This is a genomic window from Pantoea sp. CTOTU50773 (assembly GCF_032082325.1).
Classification (GTDB): domain Bacteria; phylum Pseudomonadota; class Gammaproteobacteria; order Enterobacterales; family Enterobacteriaceae; genus Pantoea; species Pantoea communis.
The window spans coordinates 1-18,134 of record NZ_DAMDQC010000021.1 but is presented as its reverse complement, the minus strand read 5'-3'; the positions used below and the strand labels follow the sequence as shown (position 1 = coordinate 18,134).

Annotated in this window: 19 protein-coding genes; 10 read left to right on the top strand and 9 right to left on the bottom strand. The window is 54.6% G+C overall.

The genetic code is table 11. The annotated features are described in order from the left end of the window. Positions 1 to 199 precede the first annotated feature (199 nt). The 7 genes from glmS (at position 200) to RT340_RS05455 (ending at position 8,111) form a co-directional block, all read left to right on the top strand. Positions 200 to 2,029 (top strand): glutamine--fructose-6-phosphate transaminase (isomerizing), encoded by a 1,830-nt coding sequence (gene glmS, locus RT340_RS05485; RefSeq protein ID WP_097118421.1) that lies wholly within the window; start codon positions 200 to 202, stop codon positions 2,027 to 2,029. Positions 2,030 to 2,205: 176 nt separating this feature from the next. Then, complete coding sequence (gene pstS / locus RT340_RS05480; protein WP_097118422.1) at positions 2,206 to 3,249, top strand: phosphate ABC transporter substrate-binding protein PstS; 1,044 nt, start codon at positions 2,206 to 2,208, stop codon at positions 3,247 to 3,249. A 90-nt stretch (positions 3,250 to 3,339) separates the two neighbouring features. After that, positions 3,340 to 4,302, top strand: a complete 963-nt coding sequence (gene pstC, locus RT340_RS05475) for a phosphate ABC transporter permease PstC (protein WP_034830032.1) — start codon at positions 3,340 to 3,342, stop codon at positions 4,300 to 4,302. Further along, positions 4,299 to 5,186, top strand: a complete 888-nt coding sequence (gene pstA, locus RT340_RS05470) for a phosphate ABC transporter permease PstA (protein WP_034830030.1) — start codon at positions 4,299 to 4,301, stop codon at positions 5,184 to 5,186. The genes pstC and pstA overlap by 4 nt, the downstream gene beginning before the upstream one ends. A 44-nt stretch (positions 5,187 to 5,230) precedes the next feature. After that, entirely contained in the window at positions 5,231 to 6,004 is a 774-nt protein-coding gene (gene pstB, locus RT340_RS05465; RefSeq protein WP_034830029.1) for a phosphate ABC transporter ATP-binding protein PstB, read from the top strand. Positions 6,005 to 6,018: 14 nt separating this feature from the next. After that, the gene (gene phoU / locus RT340_RS05460) at positions 6,019 to 6,753 is read left to right on the top strand and encodes a phosphate signaling complex protein PhoU (protein WP_038643963.1); all 735 of its coding nucleotides are present in this window, start codon (positions 6,019 to 6,021) and stop codon (positions 6,751 to 6,753) included. Between the two features lie 119 nt (positions 6,754 to 6,872). Then, a complete protein-coding gene (locus RT340_RS05455) occupies positions 6,873 to 8,111 on the top strand; it encodes an MFS transporter (protein WP_097118423.1) in 1,239 nt (412 codons plus the stop codon). A 229-nt stretch (positions 8,112 to 8,340) separates the two neighbouring features. Here RT340_RS05455 and yieH read toward each other — a convergent pair whose 3' ends face one another. After that, the gene (yieH, locus tag RT340_RS05450) at positions 8,341 to 9,000 is read right to left on the bottom strand and encodes a 6-phosphogluconate phosphatase (protein WP_160833305.1); all 660 of its coding nucleotides are present in this window, start codon (positions 8,998 to 9,000) and stop codon (positions 8,341 to 8,343) included. A 150-nt stretch (positions 9,001 to 9,150) separates the two neighbouring features. Here yieH and RT340_RS05445 point away from each other — a divergent pair, with 150 nt between their 5' ends. Further along, on the top strand, positions 9,151 to 10,464 hold the full coding sequence (locus tag RT340_RS05445; protein WP_034830020.1) for an NCS2 family permease: 1,314 nt from the start codon (positions 9,151 to 9,153) through the stop codon (positions 10,462 to 10,464). 31 nt (positions 10,465 to 10,495) lie between these two features. Here the strand turns inward: RT340_RS05445 and RT340_RS05440 are convergent, their stop codons facing one another. Then, a complete protein-coding gene (locus RT340_RS05440) occupies positions 10,496 to 11,245 on the bottom strand; it encodes a 4'-phosphopantetheinyl transferase family protein (protein WP_097118425.1) in 750 nt (249 codons plus the stop codon). A 291-nt stretch (positions 11,246 to 11,536) separates the two neighbouring features. Here RT340_RS05440 and RT340_RS05435 point away from each other — a divergent pair, with 291 nt between their 5' ends. Beyond that, a complete protein-coding gene (locus tag RT340_RS05435) occupies positions 11,537 to 12,046 on the top strand; it encodes a flavin reductase family protein (protein ID WP_313374640.1) in 510 nt (169 codons plus the stop codon). Positions 12,047 to 12,089: 43 nt separating this feature from the next. On the opposite strand, the gene RT340_RS05430 is transcribed toward RT340_RS05435, so the two are convergent. The 7 genes from RT340_RS05430 to RT340_RS05400 form a co-directional block, all read right to left on the bottom strand. After that, positions 12,090 to 12,680, bottom strand: a complete 591-nt coding sequence (locus RT340_RS05430) for a malonic semialdehyde reductase (RefSeq protein ID WP_160833306.1) — start codon at positions 12,678 to 12,680, stop codon at positions 12,090 to 12,092. Between the two features lie 174 nt (positions 12,681 to 12,854). Then, positions 12,855 to 14,219 (bottom strand): tRNA uridine-5-carboxymethylaminomethyl(34) synthesis GTPase MnmE, encoded by a 1,365-nt coding sequence (gene mnmE, locus RT340_RS05425; protein WP_160869110.1) that lies wholly within the window; start codon positions 14,217 to 14,219, stop codon positions 12,855 to 12,857. Positions 14,220 to 14,360: 141 nt separating this feature from the next. Then, positions 14,361 to 16,007 carry a membrane protein insertase YidC gene (gene yidC, locus RT340_RS05420; RefSeq protein WP_038643953.1) on the bottom strand — a complete coding sequence of 549 codons (1,647 nt, stop codon included), beginning with the start codon at positions 16,005 to 16,007 and terminating at the stop codon, positions 14,361 to 14,363. Between the two features lie 2 nt (positions 16,008 to 16,009). Continuing rightward, complete coding sequence (gene yidD / locus RT340_RS05415; RefSeq protein ID WP_313374635.1) at positions 16,010 to 16,267, bottom strand: membrane protein insertion efficiency factor YidD; 258 nt, start codon at positions 16,265 to 16,267, stop codon at positions 16,010 to 16,012. Beyond that, positions 16,231 to 16,590 carry a ribonuclease P protein component gene (gene rnpA / locus RT340_RS05410; RefSeq protein ID WP_034830013.1) on the bottom strand — a complete coding sequence of 120 codons (360 nt, stop codon included), beginning with the start codon at positions 16,588 to 16,590 and terminating at the stop codon, positions 16,231 to 16,233. Before rnpA ends, yidD begins: the two co-directional genes overlap by 37 nt. A gap of 16 nt (positions 16,591 to 16,606) precedes the next feature. Continuing rightward, positions 16,607 to 16,747, bottom strand: coding sequence for a 50S ribosomal protein L34 (gene rpmH / locus RT340_RS05405; RefSeq protein ID WP_000831330.1), 141 nt, complete (start codon positions 16,745 to 16,747; stop codon positions 16,607 to 16,609). Between the two features lie 191 nt (positions 16,748 to 16,938). Next, positions 16,939 to 17,115: a hypothetical protein gene (locus RT340_RS05400; RefSeq protein WP_166933364.1), complete on the bottom strand. Its 177-nt coding sequence runs from the start codon at positions 17,113 to 17,115 to the stop codon at positions 16,939 to 16,941. 232 nt (positions 17,116 to 17,347) lie between these two features. Here RT340_RS05400 and RT340_RS05395 point away from each other — a divergent pair. Further along, the coding region (locus RT340_RS05395) for a DnaA ATPase domain-containing protein (protein ID WP_313374619.1) at positions 17,348 to 18,134 on the top strand (787 nt) is incomplete at its 3' end.

The window sequence follows — 18,134 nt, the reverse complement described above, 5'->3', positions numbered from 1 at the left end:
ACTCATTCGAGTTTCAGAAAGGCGGCAAGCGCGAGTCCTCAGGAGTTGACTGAAGTCAGTGACTAAGGTGAATGCGCATAGCCAACGCACCTGAAATTTGATGTATGAAGGGTAGATCCCCCACTCTCTACAAGGCTCGGGGAATAATCAGGTCAGAAGACAACGCAATGGCCGAAAGCCATGAAGTCAGGAAACTATTATGTGTGGAATTGTTGGTGCAGTAGCGCAGCGTGACATCGCAGAAATTCTGCTGGAAGGTCTGCGTCGTCTTGAGTATCGCGGTTATGACTCAGCGGGTCTGGCCGTTGTCGATCGCCAGGGACATATGACGCGTCTGCGTCGTCTTGGCAAAGTGGCTAATCTGGCCGAAGCCGCAGAGCAGCAGCCACTAATTGGTGGCACTGGTATTGCTCATACGCGTTGGGCAACCCACGGTGAGCCATCAGAAGCCAATGCGCATCCGCATGTCTCTGAGCACATCATCATTGTGCATAACGGCATCATTGAGAACCATGAGCCATTGCGTGCGCAGATGATCGAACGCGGTTACCAGTTTGCCTCAGAAACGGACACCGAAGTGGTGGCGCATCTGGTGCACTGGGAGCAGAAGCAGGGCGGCACATTGCGTGAAGTGGTACTGCGCGTGATCCCGCAACTGCGCGGTGCTTATGGCATGGTGATCATGGACAGCCGCGATCCATCCGTGCTGGTGGCTGCGCGTTCAGGTAGCCCGCTGGTGATTGGCCGTGGCGTGGGTGAAAACTTCATTGCTTCTGACCAACTGGCGCTGCTGCCGGTGACCCGCCGCTTTATGTACCTGGAAGAGGGCGATATCGCCGAGATTACGCGCCGTGAAGTCACCATCATCGATCGTGATGGCAAGCCAGCCAAACGCGCGGAAATCGAATCCACGGCGCAGTACGATGCTGGTGATAAAGGTGCCTATCGTCACTACATGCAGAAAGAGATCTATGAGCAGCCGAACGCGATTAAAAACACCATCACTGGTCGTTTTAATCATGGGCAGATCGATCTCAGCGAACTGGGTGCCAATGCCGAAACCTTGCTGAGCAAGGTTGAGCACATCCAGATTATCGCCTGCGGTACCTCGTATAACTCCGGGATGGTGTCGCGCTACTGGTTTGAGTCGCTGGCCAACATTCCTTGCGATGTGGAAATCGCCTCCGAATTCCGCTATCGCAAATCCGCTGTGCGTAAAAACAGTCTGCTGATCACCCTGTCGCAATCGGGTGAAACCGCCGATACGCTGGCCGCGCTTCGCTTGTCTAAAGAGCTGGGTTATCTCGGTTCGCTGGCCATCTGTAACGTTGCCGGCTCTTCGCTGGTGCGTGAATCCGATCTGGCGCTGATGACCAAAGCCGGCACCGAAATTGGTGTGGCCTCAACGAAAGCCTTCACCACGCAGTTGGTAGTGTTGCTGATGCTGGTGGCAAAACTGGGTCGTCTGCGTGGCATGAAGCCAGAAACCGAGCACGAAATTGTGCATGCGCTGCAGGCATTGCCAAGCCGCATTGAGCAGATGTTGGCGCAGGATAAAGTGATTGAAAGCCTGGCTGAAGGTTTCTCTGACAAGCATCATGCGTTGTTCCTGGGCCGTGGCGATCAGTATCCGATTGCGATGGAAGGCGCGCTGAAGCTGAAAGAGATCTCCTATATTCACGCAGAAGCCTACGCCGCCGGAGAGCTGAAACACGGCCCGCTGGCGCTGATTGATGCCGATATGCCGGTGATCGTCGTTGCGCCGAATAACGAGCTGCTGGAGAAGCTGAAATCGAACATTGAAGAGGTGCGCGCGCGCGGCGGTTTGCTGTATGTATTTGCCGATCAGGATGCGGGTTTCACCGACAGCGAGGGCATGAAAATCATCTCACTGCCACACGTCGAAGAGGTGATAGCACCGATCTTCTATACCGTGCCGTTGCAGCTGCTTTCGTATCATGTTGCGCTGATTAAAGGCACCGACGTTGACCAGCCCCGTAACCTGGCAAAATCGGTTACTGTTGAATAATCTATAAAAAGGGCGGGCCTGCAACGGGTCCGCTTGCTTTTTAAACGGTGTCATATAACTGTCATATTTCGTACATTTCACTGTCATCAAACTGTCCTATTTTCCCTCCAGCAGCAATCACTGACTCCAACTAAAATGGCATTGAGCCTGATTTTTTTAAATCCCCTGGAGGGAACATGACACTGATGCGTACATCCGTAGCCCGAATCCTCGCCGCCACCTTCGCAGTAAGCGCGGTATCTGCTTTTGCAGCCACCGACCTGACTGGCGCTGGCGGTACATTCCCGGCACCGGTTTATGCCAAGTGGGCAGCAGAGTATCAGCAAGCCACCGGTAGCAAAATCAACTATCAGGGTATTGGTTCTTCAGGCGGCGTTAAGCAAATCATCGCTAAAACCGTCGATTTCGGTGCGTCTGATGCGCCGTTAAGTGATGCCGATTTGGAAAAAAATGGTCTGTTCCAGTTCCCTACCGTTATCGGTGGCGTGGTACTGGCCGTTAACATCCCAGGCGTGAAATCAGGTGAACTGACGCTGGACGGCAAAACCGTTGGCGATATCTACCTGGGCAACATCAAAAAGTGGAACGACCCGGCGATCACTAAACTGAACCCAGGCGTGAAACTGCCAGACACCAACATCAACGTGGTTCGCCGCGCAGATGGTTCAGGTACCTCTTTCGTGTTCACCAGCTACCTGTCTAAAGTCAACGCAGACTGGAACAGCAAAATTGGTAAAGGCAACACCGTTAACTGGCCAACCGGTCTGGGCGGTAAAGGTAACGACGGCGTTGCAGCCTTCGTACAGCGTCTGCCTGGTTCAATCGGCTACGTTGAGTATGCTTACGCTAAGCAGAACAACCTGACCTACACCAAACTAATGGATGCAGATGGCAAGCCAGTTGCGCCAAGCGAAACCAGCTTCTCAAACTCTGCTAAAGGCGCAGACTGGAGCAAATCTTTCGCTCAGGACCTGACCTTCCAGAAAGGTGCAGATGCATGGCCAATCTCTTCTACCACCTTCATCCTGATCTACAAAGAGCAGGCTGATGCGGCTAAAGGTGCTGAAGTGATGAAGTTCTTCGACTGGGCTTACAAAGGCGGCAGCAAAACTGCAACCGCACTGGATTACGCTGCGCTGCCAGAAAGCGTTGCTAACCAGATTCGTACTGCCTGGAAAGCGAACATCAAAGACAGCTCAGGCAAAGCGATTTACAAGTAAGCGAATGACCCGGTCAGTCTCCCCTGACTGACCAACCCGATGGGCGGCATGGTATGCCGCCCTGAACTTCCTCTGAGAACCGAGAAACTTATGGCTGCCACTAAGCCGACGTTCAAAGCCCCAGGTAAACAAGGTGACATGATTTTCGGCGCGCTGGTGAAACTTTCCGCGCTTATCGTGTTGTTGTTGATGGGTGGCATTATCGTCTCCCTGATTTTCTCCTCCTGGCCAAGCATCCAAAAATTTGGTTTTTCCTTCTTATGGACCAAAACCTGGGATGCGCCAAACGAACAATTTGGTGCGCTGGTACCGATCTACGGCACCCTCGTCACCTCCATCATTGCCTTAATCATCGCTGTGCCGGTGAGCTTTGGCATTGCGCTATTCCTGACGGAACTGGCACCTAACTGGTTGCGTCGCCCGCTGGGTACCGCAATTGAGTTGCTGGCAGCGATCCCGAGTATCGTTTACGGCATGTGGGGCCTGTTTATCTTCGCCCCGCTGTTCGCTGAGTACTTCCAGACACCGGTCGGCAACATCATGTCGAACATTCCCATTGTGGGTGCCCTGTTCTCAGGCCCGGCATTCGGTATCGGTATTCTGGCCGCTGGCGTGATCCTCGCCATCATGATCATTCCGTACATTGCATCGGTCATGCGTGATGTGTTTGAGCAGACGCCAGTGATGATGAAAGAGTCCGCCTACGGTATTGGTTGCACCACGTGGGAAGTGATCTGGCGCATCGTGCTGCCGTTCACCAAAAACGGTGTAATCGGTGGTGTGATGCTGGGCCTGGGTCGTGCACTGGGTGAAACCATGGCGGTGACCTTCATCATCGGTAACACCTACCAGCTCGACAGCGCCTCGCTGTTTATGCCGGGCAACAGTATCACCTCCGCGCTGGCGAACGAATTCGCTGAAGCTGAATCCGGTGTGCATGTGGCGGCATTGATGGAACTGGGTCTGATTCTGTTCGTGATTACCTTTATCGTACTGGCCATCTCCAAACTGATGATCCTGCGCCTGGCGAAGAGTGAAGGAGCCCGTTCATGACCGCTATCGAAATGCATGCTCGTGCTGAGCTGGAAGCCTCGCGCCGTAAAATGCAGGCACGTCGCAGTGCTAAAAATAAAGTGGCACTGACGCTGTCGATGCTGACCATGGCCTTTGGCCTGTTCTGGCTGGTGTGGATTCTGTTCACTACCGTCACCAAAGGCATTGATGGTCTGAGCTGGTCACTGTTCACTGAATCAACCCCGCCACCGAACACCGCAGGCGGTGGTTTAGCCAACGCCCTGGCGGGCAGTGGGTTACTCATTCTGTGGTCAACGGTGTTCGGTACACCGCTGGGTATCATGGCTGGTATCTATCTTGCCGAATATGGCCGTAAGCACTGGCTGGCGGAAGTGATTCGCTTCATCAACGACATCCTGTTGTCAGCACCGTCGATTGTAGTGGGCCTGTTCGTCTATACCATCGTGGTGGCACAGATGCAGCACTTCTCTGGCTGGGCGGGTGTGGTGGCGCTGGCGCTGTTGCAGATTCCTATCGTGATTCGTACTTCTGAAAACATGCTGCGTCTGGTACCTGACAGCATGCGTGAAGCGGCTTATGCACTGGGTACGCCGAAGTGGAAGATGATTTCTGCCATTACGCTGAAAGCTTCAGTCTCCGGCATCATTACCGGTGTCCTGCTGGCCGTGGCACGTATCGCGGGCGAAACTGCACCGCTGCTGTTTACTGCGCTGTCGAACCAGTTCTGGAGTACCGACATGATGCAGCCGATCGCCAACCTGCCGGTGACGATTTTCAAATTCGCCATGAGCCCATTTGCCGAGTGGCAAAGCCTGGCATGGGCGGGTGTGTTGATCATTACCCTGTGCGTGCTGCTGCTGAACATTGTCGCGCGAGTGGTTTTCGCCAAGGGCAAACATTAATTTCCCGGCGCGGCTTCGGCGGCGCTGCACATGAGAGATGAGCAATGAGTATGGCAACGACTTCTGCCGGTAAAATTCAGGTTCGCAATCTGAACTTCTATTACGGAAAGTTTCACGCTCTGAAGAACATTAACCTGGATATCGCGAAGAACCAGGTCACCGCCTTCATCGGACCATCAGGTTGTGGTAAATCCACCCTGCTGCGCACCTTCAACAAAATGTACTCGCTCTACCCTGAGCAGCGTGCTGAAGGTGACATTCTGCTGGATGGCGACAATATTCTGGCTTCCCATCAGGATATCGCCCTGCTGCGCGCACGCGTTGGCATGGTGTTCCAGAAGCCAACGCCGTTCCCGATGTCGATTTATGACAACATCGCGTTTGGCGTGCGTCTGTTTGAAAAGCTGTCACGTGCCGATATGGACGAGCGTGTGCAGTGGGCGCTGACCAAAGCCGCGCTGTGGAATGAAACCAAAGACAAGCTGCATCAGAGCGGTTACAGTCTCTCCGGCGGTCAGCAGCAGCGTCTGTGCATCGCACGCGGTATCGCGATTCGCCCGGAAGTGCTGTTGCTGGATGAGCCATGCTCAGCCCTCGACCCGATCTCTACCGGTCGTATTGAAGAGCTGATCACCGAGCTGAAGCAGGATTACACCGTGGTGATCGTGACGCACAACATGCAGCAGGCCGCGCGTTGTTCTGACCATACCGCTTTCATGTATCTGGGCGAGCTGATCGAATTCAGCGACACCGATACACTGTTTACCAAGCCCGCGCAGAAGCAGACCGAAGATTACATCACCGGTCGTTACGGCTGATTCAGGAGACGCACATGGACAATTTGAATCTGAACAAACACATCTCCGGTCAGTTCAACGCGGAGCTGGAACACATTCGCACCCAGGTGATGATCATGGGTGGCATGGTTGAGCAGCAGCTTACCGATGCCATTACCGCGATGCACAACCAGGATGGCGAGCTGGCACGTCGCGTGATCGACGGTGATCAGAAGGTCAACATGATGGAAGTGGAGATTGATGAAGCCTGCGTGCGCATCATCGCCAAACGTCAACCTACCGCCAGCGACTTGCGTCTGGTGATGGCAATCATCAAGACCATCTCTGAGCTGGAACGTATCGGTGACGTCGCTGAGAAAATCAGCCGCACGGCGCTGGAGAAGTTCAGCCAGCAGCACCTGCCTCTGCTGGTGAGTCTGGAGTCTCTGGGTCGCCACACCGTGCAGATGCTGCATGACGTGCTGGATGCCTTCGCGCGTATGGATCTGAATGAAGCCATTAAGATCTATCGTGAAGATAAGAAGGTCGACAAAGAGTACGAAGGCATTGTGCGTCAGCTGATGACCTACATGATGGAAGATCCCCGCACCATCCCAAGTGTACTGACGGCGCTGTTCTGTGCCCGCGCCATCGAGCGTATCGGTGACCGTTGCCAGAACATCTGCGAAATTATCTTCTATTTCGTTAAAGGTCAGGATTTCCGTCACGTTGGCGGCGACAAGCTGGATGAACTGCTGTCAGGTGACGACGGCAGCAATAAACCCTCTTAATTGCCGTTTCGGCTGCCTGTTGCCACTGTGGCAAACAGGCAGCCATCTTCATTTCTGATTGGTCTCCGCGATTCCCTCTCTTTATACTTGGCGCACTTTTTTCTGCCAGGTGCTGTTAAATGTCTTCCCCAATAACGAAAAAAAACGCCGTGACGCCGGCAAAAGCGATGGTTGCTGCCATTAGTGGCTATGCGATGGACGGCTTCGATCTGTTAATTCTGGGCTTTATGTTACCGGCGATCAGCGTCTCGCTGGCGCTCGATCCCTCTCAGGCCGGTTCGCTGGTCACCTGGACGCTGATCGGCGCGGTGATCGGTGGCATTGTGTTTGGTCATCTCAGCGATCGCTATGGTCGTATCCGTATTCTTACCGTGACGATCCTGATGTTCTCCATCTTCACCGGGCTGTGCGCGGTGGCGCAGGGCTACTGGGATCTGTTGGCCTATCGCACGCTGGCGGGCGTGGGCTTAGGCGGTGAGTTTGGTATTGGCATGGCGCTGATTGCGGAAGCCTGGCCGAAGGAGAAGCGTAATCGCGCCTCGGCATGGGTCGGCATCGGCTGGCAGCTCGGTGTGCTGCTGGCGGCGTTTATTACTCCGCCGCTACTGAGTGTGATCGGCTGGCGCGGCATGTTCCTGGTGGGCCTGTTGCCTGCACTGGTGTCGTTTGTGATTCGCCGTAGCATGGGCGAGCCGGAAGGCTTCACGCGTCACGTTGAGAAGACGCCGCAGCTATCATTCGCCGCACGCATCAAATTGCTGTTCGCCGACCGCGCCACCAGTAAAGCCAGCCTCGGGATTTTCATCCTCTGCTCAGTGCAGAACTTCGGTTACTACGGCTTGATGATCTGGATGCCGAGCTATCTGTCATCGAGCTTTGGATTCAGCCTGACCAAATCCGGCTTGTGGACAGCGGTGACCGTGGTCGGCATGACCTTTGGCATCTGGCTGTTTGGTGTATTGGCCGATCGCTTCGCGCGCTGGAAGATTTTCCTGCTGTACCAGTTTGGCGCAGTGGTGATGGTGGTGGTGTATGCGCAGCTGCGCGATCCTACCGTGATGTTGTTCACTGGCGCGATCATGGGGATGTTTGTGAATGGCATGATTGGCGGCTACGGTGCGCTGATCTCCGACACTTTCCCACCGCAGGCGCGTGCCACTGCGCAGAACGTACTGTTTAACCTCGGGCGCGGTGTTGGCGGCTTTGGTCCGCTGGTGATTGGCCTGCTGGCGGCGCAAATATCCTTTACTGCGGCCATCACTTTGCTGGCGCTGATTTATCTGTTGGATATCGTTGCGACACTGTTCCTGCTGCCGAAGAAACAGAGCAACGAGGATTCACTGGGCGCGATTGGCTAAGGCGTTTAGGTTACCTGGTGCGCATAAATGCGCACCCTATTAGATCTGCGAACAGATCAAAATCGCACATCGGCCTCTGTAGAGGCAGCACCAGGTTCCACCGGGCACAGAGGTAACAGATCAGACCGACCACAGAGGTAACACTTTTGGGGTCAGTCGATTTGCATCCTGCATTGCCCGGACATCGTGCGCCGGTTTCTGCAGGGGCGACATTCATGCCGCCCTGGGTTTACACCAAATCCCAACCCCGTGCGCGCCACAGTGCGGGCAGTTGCGTCATATCATCAAAGCGCGTCACCAGCGGATGATCCAACTCCGGATTGTGCGCATCAGCGCAGTAGTAAAATACCGGAATGCCCGCCGCGATCCCCGCACGCGCACCGGCTTCTGAATCATCCACCAGAATGCACTTCTCAATCGGCACCTGCATTTGCTCCGCCGCGTGATACATCAATTCCGGATCGGGCTTCCAGTGATTGATGTCGTATCCGCTGTACAGCCGACCTTCGAGGTACGGCAGCATGCCGGTTAAGCCCAGCGAGTGCTGCATCTTCTTCACTGTCCCGTTCGAGACCACGCACATCGGCACTTTCACGCTTTCCACCAGCGCTTTGGCACCGGCAATCGGCTTTAGGTCGAGGTCAAACAGGCGGGCGACATCTGCACGATACGCCGTTTCGAACTCGTCTAACGGCACCTCTTTCTGATGCTGCGCCAGTACATCCCGCACGATGTCATAGAGCTTTACCCCTTTGTACTGCTCAAACATCTGCTGCAAAGAGAGCTCAATACCGTATTGGGCAAAGGTGTTGACGTAGGATTGCGTACAGATCACTTCACTGTCGACCAGCGTACCGTCGCAATCGAAAAACACACATTCAACTGACATCGCACATCATCCTTTTATTAAACAGCCAGCTGACACTCTAGCGCACTGAGCGTAGAAAGCGACCCCGGCAACCGTTTGCGAATAATCAGTGTTTTGCTGCGCTAAAATCTATAGGATACACGGCGATAAATTTTTTTCCGGGACAGTTGAATGAACAATCAGGGCTTGTTGCAGCGTATCTTTAAGCTGCAGGAACACGGCACAACCGCGCGCACCGAAGTGATCGCCGGTTTCACGACTTTCCTGACGATGGTGTATATCGTCTTTGTAAACCCGCAAATTCTGGGCGCCGCAGGCATGGATACTCAGGCGGTGTTTGTCACCACCTGTTTGATAGCGGCCTTTGGTAGCATCCTGATGGGGCTGGTGGCGAACTTGCCGGTCGCGCTGGCACCGGCGATGGGGCTGAACGCCTTCTTCGCGTTTGTGGTGGTCGGCGCGATGGGTTATTCATGGCAGGTTGGTATGGGCGCGATCTTCTGGGGCGCACTGGGTCTGCTGATCCTCACGCTGTTGCGTGTGCGCTACTGGATGATTGCTAATATCCCGATGAGTCTGCGCGTCGGCATCACCGCCGGTATCGGCCTGTTTATCGCCATGATGGGCCTGAAAAACGCCGGTATCATCGTGCCGAATGCCGACACCATTGTGACGGTCGGGAACCTGACCTCGCATAGCGTACTGCTGGGGGCGCTGGGCTTCTTCATTATCGCGATTCTGGCCTCACGCAATATCCACGCGGCGGTGCTGGTATCGATTGTGGTCACCACGGCGATTGGCTTAGCCATTGGCGATGTGAAATTCAGCGGTGTGTTTGCCGCGCCGCCGGCAGTGACATCGGTGGTGGGTCAGGTCGATATTAAAGGGGCGTTCAACATCGGCATGGCGGGAGTGATCTTCTCCTTTATGCTGGTCAACCTGTTCGACTCTTCCGGCACGCTGATCGGTGTCACCGATAAGGCCGGATTGACCGATGAAAAGGGCACTTTCCCGCGTATGAAGCAGGCGCTGTATGTTGATAGCATCAGCTCGGTGACCGGTTCGCTCATCGGCACCTCTTCAGTGACGGCGTATATCGAAAGCTCTTCCGGCGTGGCGATTGGTGGCCGTACCGGCTTGATGGCGGTCATCACCGGGATTCTGTTCCTGCTGGTGATGTTCCTGTCACCGCTGGCCGCGATGGTGCCTTCTTATGCGGCAGCAGGTGCGCTGATCTATGTGGGAGTCTTGATGACGGCGTCACTGTCACGCGTGCGCTGGGACGATCTCACCGAAGCGGTCCCGGCGTTTGTCACGGCGGCGATGATGCCATTCAGCTTCTCGATCACCGAAGGTATCGCGCTGGGCTTCATCTCGTACTGTGTGATGAAGCTTGGCACAGGACGCTGGCGTGAAATCAGCCCGTGCGTGGTGATTGTTGCCCTGCTGTTTGTGCTAAAAATCGCGTTTATCGACGCGCACTAAAAACAACAGGCCGCGATTGCGGCCTGTTTTGTTAGAGATGTCCGATTTCCTGGGGGGTGGGAGTGAGGCTGGTCAGACGCAGCGAGCGCGGGCCAATATTCGGTTTGCTCATTTCAACGTCGCGCAATGGCTGCCATTGCTGTTGTGCATCAATCTCCCACAGGCATAAGCGCTCAGTGCCCGGAGAGAGCGCGCACGACCACACTAGCATCGGCTCGGCATCACAGACCGCCTGAATATCCGGAAACACGCTGGAGCGCAGACGGCCGGCAGCAGGGTGCAACTGCAGCGAACCGGCACCGTTCTCACTTTCACCGGTTAATTTGAGGATGCTCTGGCGCAGCGTCCAGATTTGCGTCACCGCTTCCATAAAATCCTGCTGCGCGTTGATCCACGCTTTCTCACCCGATGAGAGATCCTGCGTGAGCGTGTCCTGCGTCTGACGGCTGTGGGCGCGGACAATCTCCATATCCAACCCCGCACGTCCGCCTTCTTCCGCCAGCAGCACACCGACCATATTACCGGCGTACGCAATGCTGAAGTCAGGGAGGTTGGGATCGGCAAAGCAAGGGCGTCCGCTGCTGGTGGTGATGAGCGGCGGCAGTTCACGAATGCCATAGACGCGCAGCATCAGCTGAGCCAGCAATTCGCGTGCGGCGAGAAAACGGCTACGGCGCTTGTCAGGGAAGCGCTCGGCGCTGTTAATCACATCCTGTGGAACCCGAAACAGCTCTGAAGAGAGCGGCGAGTTACCCATCCAACGTACAAAATGACTAGCCATCTGTCGCTCCGTGAAAATGGTCAGATAATCATCAGCGCTATTGTAGGAATTTTCTCAGAGGTTTGCATCCGGCATAACATGGAATGACCAAAAATCAGATAAGACCGAAGCGGCGGCTAATCCCATCAGTTGAATTTGCATATAACGCTTTTGCTGATTTTGCGCGGATAGGGTGCCGTAAAGTCTGAGGTAGTGTAGGATTTGGGCAACCAAAAGCACATCTAAGTGCGTGAACAATCCACCTCAAGATAATCGTGCCCATCGCAGCAGCATGCACGTCGGAGTTTTTTTATGTCAGTAACTTCACTTACTCGCCAGGAATCAATCTCACTTGATGAATTTCGTCATGGTATGCGCCGCCTGACCGCAGGCGTTTCTTTAGTGACCACTGAGTTTCAGGGCGAAAAGCTGGGTCTGATTGCGACCTCCGTTAGCTCACTGGCTGCCGAGCCGCCAAGCTTGCTGGTGTGTGTTAACCGTAGTGCATCCAGCCACGACGCATTTGTGAATGCTGGCCATTTCGCTGTGAACGTCTTGCGAGAACAGCATGACGATTTATGCGCGCAGTTCAGTCAGTCTGCACGTCGCGCAGAACGCTTCCAGAGCGGTGAGTGGCAAACGCTGAACACCGGTGCACCGGTGCTGGCTGATGCATTGGTGAGTTTTGACTGCCAGCTGGAGAAAGTGGTGGAGTGGAATACGCACAGCGTGCTGCTGGCGCGCATCGTTGGCATTTCACAGCCAAGTGAAGCGGCGGAGCCGATGGTCTATTTCAACAGCGGTTTTCACTCGCTGGGTTAATATGAGTGACAGGCGTCGCGCAATGCCCGACGCCTGGAATCAATCAGGCAAATTTGCAGGCTTCATCAAAGCCGAGACGCGGTAAACGCGCATGCAGTTTGCTGGCTTCGCCATAGCCCAGATTAATCAGTAAATTCACCTGCCATTTGCTTTCGCTAAAGAAGGCTTCATTGACTTTTGACGGGTCAAAACCGGACATCGGGCCGGCATCCAGCCCCAGCGAACGCGCCGCCAGAATTAAATATCCTGCCTGCAGGCTGCTATTGCGGAAAGCCGTCTCTTTAGCCAAATCCGGGCTGCTGGTGAACCAGCTACGCGCATCACCGTGCGGGAAGAGTTTGGGCAGCGCTTCATAGAACTCAGGATCCCACGCCACGATCACCGTTGCCGGTGCTGCCATGGTTTTGTCCACGTTGCCGGAGGAGAGCGCAGGTTTCAGCTTCTCTTTGCCTTCCTGCGAAGTGACAAACACGAACCGTCCTGGTGAACAGTTGGCTGAAGTCGGGCCGAGCGCGGTCAGGCTATAGAGTTGCTGCAGCACTTCGTGAGAAATCGGTTTGTCCTGCCAGTAGCTGTGGGTGCGAGCGTCATTGAACAGCGCGTTCAGCGCCACGCTGTCGAGCGGTGTACTCATGTTTCTCTCCTGTTCAGGCAGCAACTTGCGCCTAATATTTAGCATGAATCGTGGGTGAGGCCGATACGCTTTAGCACGGCCAGCGATCGTTATACTGCAAAGGAGAGGGGGTGCCAAATAACAAAGACGCATGTTTCCCCCAACCAAACAGTGATGGGGGAAACAGGGTAAAGACTACTTACCAATACAGAAGCTGGAGAAAATCCTGCCGAGCAGGTCGTCGGAGGTGAATTCACCGGTGATCTCGCTCAGTGCTTGCTGCGCCAGACGCAGCTCTTCCGCCAGCAGTTCACCGGCCCATGCACCCAGCAGCTGGTTTTTACCCTGCTGTAAGTGAGTGGCTGCTAACTCTAATGCCTGCAGATGGCGTCGGCGTGCCAGGAAGCCACCTTCCATATTGCCAGAGAAGCCCATGCTCTGTTTTAGATGGTCGCGCAGTGCATCCACGCCTTCCCCCGTCCGCGCAGAGAGACGAATCAGTGAGTGATCATTCACTTCTGTCAGACCTAGCACCTCACCGGTCATATCGGCTTTGTTACGCACCACAGTAATCGGCAGTTGTGCCGGTAAACGTGCGACAAAATCAGGCCAGATTGCGGCCGCTTCGGTGGCATCGGTGGTGGTGCCATCCACCATAAACAGCACGCGATCGGCTTGCTCGATTTCCTGCCAGGCGCGTTCAATTCCAATTCGCTCAACTTCATCACTGGCTTCACGCAGCCCCGCAGTATCGATGATGTGCAGCGGCATGCCGTCGATATGAATATGCTCACGCAGCACGTCACGCGTGGTGCCAGCGATATCGGTGACAATCGCGGCTTCACGACCGGCGAGGGCATTCAGCAAGCTGGATTTACCGGCATTAGGACGACCAGCAATCACCACTTTCATTCCTTCGCGCAGCAGGCTGCCCTGACGCGCTTCGGCGCGCACGTTATCAAGATCGCCGATCACCGCATTAAGCTGACCTTCGATTTTGCCGTCAGACAGAAAATCGATCTCCTCATCCGGGAAGTCGATAGCGGCCTCCACGTAGATGCGCAGGTGAGTGAGTGCTTCCACGAGTGTATTGATGCGCAGGGAAAATGCGCCTTGCAGTGAATTCACGGCGGAACGCGCGGCCTGCTCTGAACTGGCGTCGATCAGGTCGGCGATCGCTTCCGCCTGCGCCAGATCGAGTTTGTCGTTGAGGAACGCCCGTTCGGAGAATTCACCCGGCTGAGCGATGCGTACACCCGACAGCGCCACGATGCGTTTCAGCAGCAGATCCAGAATCACCGGGCCGCCGTGACCCTGCAGCTCCAGCACATCTTCGCCGGTGAAAGAGTGGGGGCCTGGAAACCACAGCGCAATCCCTTGATCCAGCACGCTGCCATCCGCATCGCTGAATGGCAAGTAGTCGGCATAACGCGGTTTCGGCAATTTGCCGAGCACGGCTTGCGCGACGTCAGCGGCTTTGGCGCCGGAAATACGCAGAATGCCGACGCCGCCACGGCCGGGAGGTGTCGCCTGGGCAACGATAGTATCGCTGTGGCTCATGATTCTCTCTCTTACCCGTCATACTTCAAGCTGCAGCGGCGTTGGCTGCGCTCGAATTATTCAGGGTACAAATTTTGAAAAAAAACAGGGCGACATAAATGCCGCCCCTTGAGTATACGCTGCTGCTGTTGCAGTCAGACGTTACGCTTTCTTCTTGTCGCGGCTGTGCAGACCACGTTTTTCCAGCCCGCGATAAATCAGCTGCTGCTGGAGGATGGTCACCAGGTTACTGACGATGTAGTACAGCACCAGACCCGCAGGGAACCACAGGAAGAACACGGTAAAGATAACCGGCATGTAGGTCATGATCTTCTGCTGCATCGGATCGGTCACGGTGGTCGGTGACATCTTCTGGATGAAGAACATGGTGATACCCATGATAACCGGCAGAATGTAGTACGGATCCTGCGCGGAAAGGTCATGAATCCACAGAATGAACGGTGCATGACGCAGTTCAATCGAACCTGACAGCATGTAGTACAAGGCCAGGAAGATAGGCATCTGGATAACCAGCGGCAAGCAACCACCCAGCGGGTTCACTTTCTCTGCTTTGTACAGCGCCATCATTTCCTGGCTCTGCTTCTGCTTGTCATCGCCCAGACGCTCACGCATAGCCTGAATCTTCGGCTGCAGCATACGCATCTTCGCCATGGAGGTGTACTGCGCTTTAGTCAGCGGGTACATGATGCCACGAACGATGAAGGTGATAACGATAATCGAGAAGCCCCAGTTACCGATAAAGCTGTGCAGGAACTTCAGCAGCTTAAACAGTGGCTGAGAGATGAACCACAACCAACCGTAATCCACGGTCAGATCCAGGTGAGGCGCGATAGCGGCCATCTTGTCCTGGATTTCTGGCCCCAACCACAGGGTCGCGCCCAGGTCTTGCTGTGCGCCTGCTGCCACGGTCACCGGTGAAGATTTATAACCGATTGCCGCAACGCCGTTACCGAGGTTGCTGGTGTACAGGGTGTTGTTACCCTGAGTACGCGGCACCCAGGCGGTAGCGAAGTACTGCTGCAGCATCGCCACCCAACCATTGCTGGTGGTGGCGTTCAGGTTCTCGTTATCCGCGATGGTATCGAATTTGTATTTTTCGTATTTCGCTTCGCTGGTCGAGTACGCTGCGCCACGGAAGGTGTGCAGGGCAAAGTTGTTGCTGCCGGTATCACGATGCTTCGGCAGATCAATGGTCTGCTTCAACTGACCGAACATCGACACTTCCAGCGGTTGCTGCGAGGCGTTATTGATGTTGTAGTCAACGTTAACCGCGAAGTCGCCACGCTTGAACACGAAGGTTTTGGTATAAACCACACCTTTTTCATCGGTCCAGGTCAGTGGTACACGCAGCTCGGTCTGGCCATCGGCCATCTCGAAGTGATCCTGAGTGGTGGTGAACAGCGGACGAGCGCCATTGTTCGGGTTATCCGGGCCATTACGACCGGTTAAGCCACTTTGCGCCTGATAAACGAAGGCGGGGGTGGTTTCCAGCAACTGGAACGGTGCGTCTGAACCCAGTTTGTCCGGGTAAGTCAGCAGCTGTGCCTGCTCAATATCGCCACCGCGAGTATTGATGCTGAGTGACAGGACATCAGTCTTAACGGTGATCGTTTGGCCCTGACCGCTAGCCGGCACGCCGGAAGAGGCGGCATCACCCGCTGCGCTGCTTGTGTTCTGCGTGGTCTGAGTCTGCTGTGGCTGCGGAGCGTGGTCCGTCTGCCAGGCTTGCCAGATCATAAAAGACACGAACAGAAAAGCGATGAGAAAGAGATTGCGTTGCGAATCCATCGTTAATGTTCTCTGGTATCAAAGGTTTTTGGCGGCACAGGATCGTCACCACCCGGGTTCAAAGGGTGGCATTTTAATACGCGTTTTATCGTCAACCAACTACCTTTTACGACGCCGAAACGGCGTAATGCCTCAATCCCATACTGCGAGCAGGTGGGATGGAACCGACAATGAGGTCCAAGTAGTGGGCTGATGGCGCGTTGATAAACGCGTATCAGGGCGATCAGGAGCCGCGCGCCAGGCGACAGTGCCGACGCCATAATTTCTCCAACGCTTCCGTTAACGCACGGTTATCGAGGTCAGCAATCCCCTTTTTCGCCACGATGACAAAATCCATCGCAGGCAGCTCATGTTGGCGCAGACGAAAGCTTTCGCGGGTCAATCGCTTGATCCGGTTGCGTTCATGGGCGCGTTTCACATGCTTTTTGGCGACGGTAAGACCGATGCGGGGATGCCCCAGCGAGTTAAGGCGGCCGAGGATGGTGATTTGCGGCGTACCGGCTCTTTGTGGCTGCTGGAAGACGAAAGTGAAATGAGTGGGAGTTAACAAACGTAACTCCCTGGGAAATGCGAGCTTAACCACTCAGGGGTTAGCTTTATTACTTGGAAACGGTCAGACGAGCGCGGCCTTTAGCACGACGACGTGCCAGAACCTGACGACCATTTTTAGTAGCCATACGAGCACGGAAGCCGTGAGAACGGTTGCGCTTCAGTACGGACGGTTGAAAAGTGCGTTTCATGGCGATTTCTACCTAAACTTGAAAATTTTCACTGGGTGACGCGTTTTCGGGCCAGTAAATCGACCTACGCCTCAATGTGTCTTTAATAAAGAGGCGGGATTGTAATAATTGTACAGTCCAGAGTCAATTTACTTCGCAGTTCGCGGCACCTGGAAACCAGATACAGCCCGCTGATTCCGGGCATCAAGGCTTCACGCAATAATGCCGGGTGGGGAATTATACGGGCTATAGGGTAAAGCGCAAGGATCGCGCAGGATCTTCTTGCGATCAATTTGCAGATTTATTGCGCGGAAACGAGAGGCGACCAGAAAAATTGCCTCTTTCAGCAAGATCACCGCTCGCTTTTTCCACAGAAAGCGTAAACTCATTAGCGCTTCACTAGCCTGTGGATAAATTGGATCAAAACTGTGTAGAAAGGGAAGATCTCTGTGCCGCTTTGCGCTATGATCCGCCCTTCCGCTGACGATCCTCACTGCGATCGCCAGGGATGACTACCGCGGATAGCGGTCGCAGGCGCTTTCTGATCGCCTGTGTCAAAAAAGACAGTTTCTATTATTAGCGCCTGAAATTCTTATCGATTTTGTACGAGTGGAGTCCGCCGTGTCACTTACGCTTTGGCAACAGTGTCTTGCCCGTTTGCAGGATGAGCTTCCTGCCACCGAATTCAGCATGTGGATTCGTCCGCTGCAAGCTGAATTAAACGACAATACGCTGACCTTGTATGCACCAAATCGGTTTGTACTCGACTGGGTTCGGGATAAATATCTCAATAGTATTAATGGGCTGCTGAATGAATTCTGCGGTCCGAATGTGCCTTTGCTGCGTTTTGAAGTGGGCACGCGCCCGGCTGCGCAGGTTGCAACCAGCCAGCCAGCCATGGCGGCTTACAGCACCCCTGCTCCTGTTGAAAACCGTCCTGCTCCGGCGCAAATCTTGCGTCCAAGCTGGGACTCAGTGCCCGCCCCGGCGGATGTCACCTACCGCTCAAATGTGAATAACCGCCATAACTTCGATAACTTCGTTGAAGGTAAATCTAACCAACTGGCGCGCGCGGCGGCACGTCAGGTGGCGGATAACCCTGGTGGCGCTTACAACCCGCTCTTCCTTTATGGCGGAACCGGTTTAGGTAAAACTCACCTGTTACATGCAGTGGGAAATGGCATTATTGCGCGCAAGCCGAATGCCAAGGTGGTTTACATGCACTCAGAACGTTTTGTGCAGGACATGGTAAAAGCGCTGCAGAACAACGCCATTGAAGAATTTAAGCGTTATTACCGCTCCGTCGATGCACTGTTGATCGATGACATTCAGTTCTTTGCCAATAAAGAGCGCTCGCAGGAAGAGTTTTTCCATACCTTTAACGCCCTGCTGGAAGGCAATCAGCAGA